This is a genomic window from Mesorhizobium sp. M7A.F.Ca.US.005.03.2.1, from assembly GCF_003997795.1.
Taxonomy (GTDB): domain Bacteria; phylum Pseudomonadota; class Alphaproteobacteria; order Rhizobiales; family Rhizobiaceae; genus Mesorhizobium; species Mesorhizobium ciceri.
Genome location: NZ_RZRP01000225.1, coordinates 1 through 7,849 on the forward strand (window position 1 = coordinate 1; position 7,849 = coordinate 7,849).

General features: G+C 63.0%; 9 protein-coding genes. 5 read left to right on the forward strand and 4 right to left on the reverse strand.

Features of this window, described 5'->3' with window-relative positions; translation table 11 throughout:
• Window positions 1-457 (forward strand): fasciclin domain-containing protein (locus EN991_RS14665; protein WP_164769069.1); only part of this gene is annotated, 457 nt, incomplete at its 5' end.
• Between the two features lie 189 nt (window positions 458-646).
• Here the strand turns inward: EN991_RS14665 and EN991_RS14670 are convergent.
• Genes EN991_RS14670 through EN991_RS14680 form a run of 3 tightly spaced genes read right to left on the reverse strand, consistent with a single transcriptional unit; the run spans window position 647 to window position 3,934 of the window.
• A complete protein-coding gene (locus EN991_RS14670; RefSeq protein ID WP_127369020.1) occupies window positions 647-2,188 on the reverse strand; it encodes a DHA2 family efflux MFS transporter permease subunit in 1,542 nt (513 codons plus the stop codon).
• Window positions 2,185-3,477 (reverse strand): HlyD family secretion protein, encoded by a 1,293-nt coding sequence (locus EN991_RS14675; protein ID WP_127369021.1) that lies wholly within the window; start codon window positions 3,475-3,477, stop codon window positions 2,185-2,187. Before EN991_RS14675 ends, EN991_RS14670 begins: the two co-directional genes overlap by 4 nt.
• Window positions 3,470-3,934, reverse strand: coding sequence for a MarR family winged helix-turn-helix transcriptional regulator (locus EN991_RS14680; RefSeq protein WP_013528500.1), 465 nt, complete (start codon window positions 3,932-3,934; stop codon window positions 3,470-3,472). Before EN991_RS14680 ends, EN991_RS14675 begins: the two co-directional genes overlap by 8 nt.
• A gap of 178 nt (window positions 3,935-4,112) precedes the next feature.
• On the opposite strand from EN991_RS14680, the gene EN991_RS14685 reads away from it, so the two are divergent.
• From EN991_RS14685 to yihA, 3 genes are all read left to right on the forward strand, one after another.
• Window positions 4,113-4,427 (forward strand): hypothetical protein, encoded by a 315-nt coding sequence (locus tag EN991_RS14685; RefSeq protein WP_024502096.1) that lies wholly within the window; start codon window positions 4,113-4,115, stop codon window positions 4,425-4,427.
• A gap of 124 nt (window positions 4,428-4,551) precedes the next feature.
• Window positions 4,552-5,190 (forward strand): CatB-related O-acetyltransferase, encoded by a 639-nt coding sequence (locus tag EN991_RS14690; protein WP_027161114.1) that lies wholly within the window; start codon window positions 4,552-4,554, stop codon window positions 5,188-5,190.
• Window positions 5,187-5,846, forward strand: coding sequence for a ribosome biogenesis GTP-binding protein YihA/YsxC (yihA, locus tag EN991_RS14695; protein WP_024502094.1), 660 nt, complete (start codon window positions 5,187-5,189; stop codon window positions 5,844-5,846). The genes EN991_RS14690 and yihA overlap by 4 nt, the downstream gene beginning before the upstream one ends.
• A 91-nt stretch (window positions 5,847-5,937) precedes the next feature.
• Here the strand turns inward: yihA and EN991_RS14700 are convergent, their stop codons facing one another.
• Window positions 5,938-6,672 carry a TetR/AcrR family transcriptional regulator gene (locus EN991_RS14700; RefSeq protein ID WP_013528496.1) on the reverse strand — a complete coding sequence of 245 codons (735 nt, stop codon included), beginning with the start codon at window positions 6,670-6,672 and terminating at the stop codon, window positions 5,938-5,940.
• Window positions 6,673-6,804: 132 nt separating this feature from the next.
• Between EN991_RS14700 and EN991_RS14705 the strand changes: the two genes are divergently transcribed.
• Window positions 6,805-7,849, forward strand: a 1,045-nt coding sequence (locus EN991_RS14705) for an HlyD family secretion protein (protein WP_164769071.1), incomplete at its 3' end; no start/stop codon positions are given.

Genomic DNA, 7,849 nt, shown 5'->3' on the forward strand with positions numbered 1-7,849 from the left:
GATGTACACAACCAAGAACATCGTCGAGAACGCCGTCAATTCGAAGGACCACACGACGCTGGTCGCCGCGGTCAAGGCCGCCGGCCTGGTCGACACGCTGCAGGGCGCTGGCCCGTTCACAGTCTTTGCCCCGACCAACGCGGCGTTTGCGAAACTGCCCAAGGGCACCGTCGACACGCTGCTGAAGCCGGAGAACAAGGGCAAGCTCACCAAGGTGCTGACCGCGCATGTCGTGGCCGGCAAGATTTCGGGCGCCGAGATGATGAAGAAGGCCAAGGCGATGGGCGGCAAATACGAGATGAAGACCGTCTCCGGTGACACGCTGACCGCCGAAGTCAAGAAGGGCAAGCTCTACATCATGGATGAGTCAGGCGGCGAGGCGCGAGTGACGATCGCCGACGTCAACCAGTCGAACGGCGTCATCCATGTCGTCAACAAGGTGCTGTTGCCGAAGTAACGAACGGCTTCCGGCAAAGGGGATCAAGGCAGGTCCGTTGGGGCTTTCTCGGGCCTGCCATCCCCGCCTCATGACGAGGTGCCATGTTTCTTGGGAAGTCGTATCGGCATTGGCCGGGGTCCTGTCCCTCACAGGACCCCGGTTTCTTTTTGGCTGTTGCCTGTGCAGCCGGATAAGTTTCGAGCGTCGTCACTCCATCACGGCGCTGTGGTCGATCTTGGCCGGAGTCGCCGGCTTGCGCAGCAACAGAACCAGCGGAATGGCGGCAAGCGACAGGATCATCATCAGCTTGAAGTCGTTCATATAGCTGATGATCGTGGCCTGCAGCGTGACCACGCCGTCGAGCGCGGCGCGGCCCGCGGCGCTGTAGGGATCCATTGCCTGGAAGATCGCCGGATTGCTGAACGCCTGGTTGTAGGGTGTCACATAGGTGGCGATGTTGGCGTGGTTGATCTGCACGTTCTGCGTCAACAGCGCGGTGACCACCGAGATGCCGACGCTGGAGCCGATGTTTCGTGACAGATTGTAAAGGCCTGTGCCTTCCGCGCGCCGCTCCGGCGCCAGCGTGGCGAAGGTGATGGTGGTCAGCGGCACGAACAGGAAACCCAGGCCCGCGCCCTGGATGAAGCCGGTGCTGATGATCGTCCATTGCGAGACGTCAGGCGTCCAGCCGGTCATGTCGTACATCGCCCAGGCGGTGACCAGCAGGCCGGTTAGAAGCAGCCAGCGTGTGTCCACCTTGCCGATCAGCCTGCCGACCAGGAACATGCAAGCCATGGTGCCGAGACCGCGCGGCCCCATGACGATGCCGGCCGTCACCACCGGATAGCCCATCAGCGTCTGCAGATAGGGCGTCATCAGGGCAAGCGAGGCCAGATAGGTGATGCCGATGATGAAGATGAAGATCATGCCGACGGCGAAATTCCTGTCGAGGAACAGCCGCGGGTTCACGAAGGTGTTTTTGGCGGTGAAGGTGTGGACGAGGAAGACGTAGAAGGCCGACGCGCAGATCAGCGCCTCGACGATGATCTCGGACGACGAGAACCAGTTGAGCTGCTCGCCGCGATCGAGGAACATCTGCAGCGACGCGATGGTGACGCTGAGCATGCCGAAGCCCAGCCAGTCCAGCCTGGCCTTGAGGTCCGTCTTGGTTTCCTGGACGAACATCGAGACGCCGGCGAAAGCCAGGGCCCCGATCGGAACATTGATGTAGAACACCCAGCGCCAGCTGACATTCTCGGTCAGCCAGCCGCCGATGACCGGCCCGAGCACCGGCCCGACCATCACCGAAACGCCGAACAGCGCCATCGCCGAGCCGCGCTCCTCGACGCTGTAGATGTCGAGCAGGATGCTCTGCGCCAGCGGCACCAGGGCTGCGCCGAACAGGCCTTGCAGCAGGCGGAAGCCGACGATCTGCGGCAGCGACTGCGCGAAGCCGCACAGCACCGACGCGACGACGAAGCCGGTGATCGAGATCAGCAGGATGCGCTTGCGGCCGAAGCGATTGGCAAGATAGCCCGAAGGCGGCGTCATGACGGCTGCCGCGACGATGTAGGACGTCAGCACCCAGTTTATCTGGTCGGCGCTGGCCGAAACGCTGCCCTGGATATAGGGCAGCGCCACATTGGCGATGGTGGTATCCAGCGCCTGCATGATCACGGCCAGGATTACGCAGGCGGTGATGGCGCCGCGATTGGCGACCACGCCACCTGTCGCGGACGCGCCGGTCATGACTTTTGTCCGAACCGACCGAGGAGGTCCGTCACGAAGTCCGGCAGGCCGCGCGCATGGCCGGTATCGATGCCGACCACGACGCTCATCCCGCCGCGCAGCGGCGGCTTGCCCTGGAGATCGTCCACCGTCACGCGCATCGGAATGCGTTGCACGACCTTGACCCAGTTGCCGGTGGTGTTCTGCGCCGGAAGCAGCGAGAAGCTCGACGACGACGCCGGGCTGATCGAGGCGACCCTGCCGTGCCAGACGGCACCGGGATAGCTGTCGACGCTGATCGTCGCCGTCTGTCCCGGCCGCACATAGGTCAGTTCGGTTTCCTTAGGCTCCGCCGCGATCCACAGCTCGGTCGCCGAAATCAGGCTGAACGCCGGCTGCGAAGCCGGCAGGTACTTGCCGACCTGAAGCGCGTCGACATTGGTGACGATGCCGTCGAATGGCGCCTTGACGATGGAATCGGCAAGGTTGCGCTGGGCGTCGTCCACCGCCGACTGCGCCTGGAGATAGAACGGGTTCTTCTCCACCGGCTGGCTGGCGTCGCCGCCGAGCTGGGCAAGTGTCGCCTGTGCCTGCGCTTGGGCAACGGACACTTTCTGGCGGGCGGCGACGAGGTCGTGCTGGGCGCTGTCGAAGGTCGCCTTGGAGGAGGTGGAGGTCTTGAGCAGATCCTGCTGGCGTTGGAAAGCGGCCTCGTAGTAGGGGATGTCGGCCTGCGCCTGCTCGATCAGCGCCTGCGACTGCTGGTAGCTCGCCTGCAAGGTCAGCACCTGGTTGCGCACTGTGCCGAGCTGTGCCTGGGCGGCGGCAAGAGCGGTTTCGAAAGAGGCCGGCCGCAACCGGAAAAGCACCTGGTCCTTCTTCACCGCCTCGTTCTCGTGCACGTCGATCTCGGACACAGTGCCGGAGACATCGGTGGAAACGCCGAGCGACTGCGCCTGGATGTAGGCATTGTCGGTCGTCATGACCTGGCCGCCGATGACGTAGTAATAGCCGCCGACGACCAGCGCGAACGGAAGCAGGGCAAACAGGATCGGCCGTGCCCGGCCGCGCTTGGGCTTGACCGGCGCCGGAGGCGCCACCGCAACCCCGGCCTGGCGTGGCTCCTTGGACGGAGCCTCGAGCGCCGCCGGCTCCAGGGCGACCGGTGCTTCGAGCTCGTCATTGTCGATGACGGTGCTGGCTCGCCTTTGCTCGCGTTCGCTGTCCAGCCGGATGACCTGGTCGCGCGCCCGGTCGGCGGCGGATCCGTCTTCTTCGACAGGCTTCTTTGGTGAGGTTGATTCAGCCATGTGTTTTCTCCCGGTCGGCGGCAGGCTGGGCGCAAGCCGCGAGCAGATTGGATTTGATGAGGGATAGGGTTTGCAGCAGATGCAGTTGCGCATCCGCGGAAAGGCCGACAAAGGCCTCGTCACGCGTCTTCCGCCCATTGCCGCGCATGATTTCGATCAGCGGATGGGCTTGCGGCTTCAGGTACAGCAGCCATGCCCGGCGGTCAGCGGGATCGGGCCGGCGCTCGATGAAGCCGCTTGCTTCCATCTTGTCGAGCAGCCGGGCGAGCGTGATCGGCGTGATCTCGATCAGGTCCGCCAGTTTGTTCTGGTGGATGCCTTCATGCAGGCTGAGATAGGCCAGCACCTGCCACTGGGCGCGGGTCAGCCCCGATGCCCGCGACCTCTGCTCGAACCGCTTTCGAAGCAGGCGCGCGACATCGTGCAGCACGAAGCTGATGTTGGGTGACGATGGCATGGGAGGTACTGGAGTTTTTCGGCGCGACTGTTAGTGAGCATGCTTATTATCATCATGCACATAATCTTGCTGGACGCGGTGCGCAAGACGGACTAAGCCCGCCTGGAAAAAATGACGCATGGGCTGCGACCCACCCAAAGGCTCAGGTAGCGGGCTGTTGCCGGGCAAGGATACGACGATGAATTGGCTGAAGATCGCGACCGTGGCGGCCATTGCGGGATGGCCGGGCATTGCGCTCGCAAAGGGCGCCGTCAGTTGCGGCGGCGCCGCCATGCTGGGTGGCGCGCAATTGAACTGCAGCCACGTCGAACCCCAGGCGCCGCCTCAGTTTTGCACCTATAGCTGGGCTCTCCACATGCCGGCCGGCGACCAGAAAATCGTCGAAGGCAGCTTCATGCTGCCGCCCGGCGCCACGAATGTCACCGTCTATCAGGGCAGCGGTTTCGACAGTGCGCTGTCCGATCCGATCGTGATTTGCCGCGGCAGCAAATGAGCAAGGCCGTCAAGGAAAGCTCGCTCGTCGCCCGATTGGTGCTATAGGGCGGATCACGCTATTTTGAACGGGCGCATTCGAGTTTCGGATGCACCTGGCGGCCATTTCTCTGACGGATTTCGACATGGACGGACCCAACCCAGACATCAAGCACCCGATCCCGATGCATACCCGCGTCGGCTTCCTCAAGGGACTGGTGAACGCGCCGAACATCGAGATCGGCGACTTCACCTATTATGACGACCCCGACGGGCCGGACAAATTTGCCGAGAAATGCGTCCTGCATCACTATCCGTTCATAGGCGACAAGCTGATCATCGGCAGGTTCTGCGCCATCGCCGAGGGCGCGCGCTTCATCATGAACGGCGCCAACCACGCCATGTCCGGCTTTTCGACCTATCCGTTCAATATTTTCGGCCATGGCTGGGAAAAGGGTTTTGACCCGGCGACCTGGTCGAAGGAGGTGCGCGGCGACACCATCGTCGGCAACGACGTCTGGATCGGGATGGAGGCGGTGATCCTGCCCGGGGTGGAAATCGGCCACGGCGCCATCGTCGCTGCGAAATCAGTGGTGACGCACGACGTGCCGCCCTATGCGATCGTCGCCGGCAACGCGGCCAAGGTGGTAAAGATGCGTTTCGACGACCGGACAATCAGGCGGCTACTGGCGGTGGCGTGGTGGGACTGGCCGGTAGACAAGGTCAGCCGCAACCTCGATGCTATCCGGGGTGCCAATATTTCTCTTCTGGAGGCAGCAGCTTGAACGCTCTGAACAGCAGCATAATCGGCACCGAACTGTTTACGCGAGGGTGGATCTTCATCCGCGGCGTGCCGGCGATGAAGTTCCTGCCACCGGAAGGGCCGCCGGAAATCGCCTTTGCCGGCCGCTCGAATGTCGGCAAGTCGTCGCTGATCAATGCGCTGGTCAACCAGAAGGGGCTGGCGCGCACTTCCAACACGCCGGGGCGCACGCAGGAGCTCAACTATTTCGTGCCGGATGGATTTTCGGGCGAGGGCGCCGACCTGCCGCCCTTGGCGCTGGTCGACATGCCCGGCTACGGCTACGCCACCGCGCCGAAGGAGAAGGTCGACGAGTGGACCAAGCTGGTCTTCGATTACCTCAAGGGCCGGGTCACGCTGAAACGCGTCTATGTGCTGATCGACGCCCGTCATGGCATCAAGGCCAAGGACGACGAAGTGCTGTCGCTGCTCGACAAGGCGGCGGTGTCCTACCAGATCGTGCTGACCAAGACCGACAAGATCAAGACTGCCGGCGTGCCGAGGCTGATCGAGGAGACGCTGGCAAAGATCAAGAAGCGGCCGGCGGCGTTCCCGTTCGTGCTGGCCACCTCTTCTGAAAAGGCCGAGGGCCTTCAGGAATTGCAGGCAGCCATCGTGCTTGCCGCCAATGGCGGCTAAAGCATCCGCACCTTAGAGCAATTCTAGGAAAAGTGTGAAGCGGTTTTCCGTCCAGAATTGCGTCTAAACAAAGAGTTAGAGCATGGTCTGGCTAGGGCTTGGCCTCGATAGCAATCGTCTGATGGCCTTCTTCCGCCACAAGCCTTTCGGTGCCGTAGGCCTTCAGGAACATGCTGACGCCTGACCTGACGATGTGGTCGATCTCGTCCTGGGTCGGGGCCTTGGTGCGGTAGGCGAAGATGCACTGGCGGAACAGACCGGCCAGGCACAGTTCGGTGAACTGATAGGCGGCAAGATCGACATCGTCGATGCGCAGCAGGTCGCGCTCGATGGCGGCATTGAGAAAGGCCGCGACCTTGTCGTGGCCACGCTTGGGACCGCGCTCGTAAAAACGCGCGCCCATGTCGGGGATCCGGTCTGATGCCCCGATCACCGTGCGCTGCGCTTGGACGACCTTGGCCGACGTGATCTTGAGAGCCAGCACCTTGCCGAACTTCACCAGCGTCTCGCGCAGGTTGTCGGCATTGTCCAGCACGTCATACATGTTCTTGAAGATGGTGCCGCGCTCTTCCTCGATCAGCGCCTCGAACAGCTCTTCCTTGTTGGCGAAGTAGACGTAGATCGTACCCTTGGAGACACCGGCCTCGCGGGTGATGTCGTTCATCGAGGCGGCTTCGAAGCCCTTGTCGATGAAGACACGACGGGCGCCGTCGATGATCTGGCTGCGCTTGGCCGGATCCTGCCCCGCGGCCGGGCGGCCACGACGCAAGCTTTCCAACAGGTCGTCACACGACTCGTTTTCGACATTGGGCGGGGTCTCGGCCATGAAAGTCACACCTCGAAAATAATTCGAACCAAGCGGTTCGATTGCCCTTGATATGGTCCTCTTTACGCGCTATGTCAACGGCCGGATCGAACCGAACGGTTCAGTATTATATTATAACTTTAGAGAGATGTCATGTCCTCGAACGCGCCGACCACTGCCGAAGTCCGTCCCTTCCCTAACGCCAAGGTTGCGCCGGCGACGGAAGCACCGGAAGTACCTGTCCAGCCCGTCTCGTCGCCGCCGGCAGAGGCTCCGGCCAGGAAGAAGCGTTCGGTGCGTTCCTTCCTGCTGCCGGTCATCGGTGTTGCCTTGTTGGGCGCCGGCGCCTGGTATGGGTACGACTACTGGACAACGGGCCGCTTCATGATCTCGACGGACGATGCCTATGTCCAGGCGGACATGGCGTTCATCTCGCCCAAGATTTCCGGCTATGTCGATCAGGTCAAGGTCAGCGAGAACCAGCTGGTCAAGGCCGGCGATCCGCTGCTCGTCGTCGATGACGGCGATTACAAGATTGCCGTCGCCCAGGCCGAGGCGCAGATCGCCACCTTGAGCAAGACGCTCGACCGTATCGACGCCCAGACCGACGCGGCCCGCGCCTCGCTGCAGCAGGCCCAGGCGCAGAAGGTCGCCGACCAGGCCGCGGCCGACAACGCAGCCAAGGTCGCGGCGCGCGCCTCGCAGCTGCTCAAGACCCATGTCGGCACACAGGCGCAGCTGGACGACGCCCAGACCGCGGTCCAGCAGGCCGATGCCGCCCTTGTCGGCGCCGACGCACAGATCGCCGCCGCGCAAGCCAATATCGGCGTGCTGCAGGCGCAGCGCGCGGAATCGGCGAGCACGCTGGCGTCCCTGCAGCTCAGCCATGACAAGGCGCTGCGCGATCTTTCCTTCACCGTGCTCAAGGCGCCATATGACGGCATCGTCGGCAACCGCTCGGTCGAGCAGGGCGACCTTGTCAGCCCCGGCCAGAAGCTCGCCGTCATCGTGCCGATGGACAAGCTCTACATCGTCGCCAACTTCAAGGAGACACAACTTGCCCGGCTGGTTCCCGGCGAGAAGGTCAGGATCTCGGTCGATGCGACCGACGGCCAGGACTTCGAGGGAACCGTTTCGTCGCTGGCGCCGGCTTCGGGTGCCGTGTTCTCGCTGCTGCCGCCCGAAAACGCCACCGGCA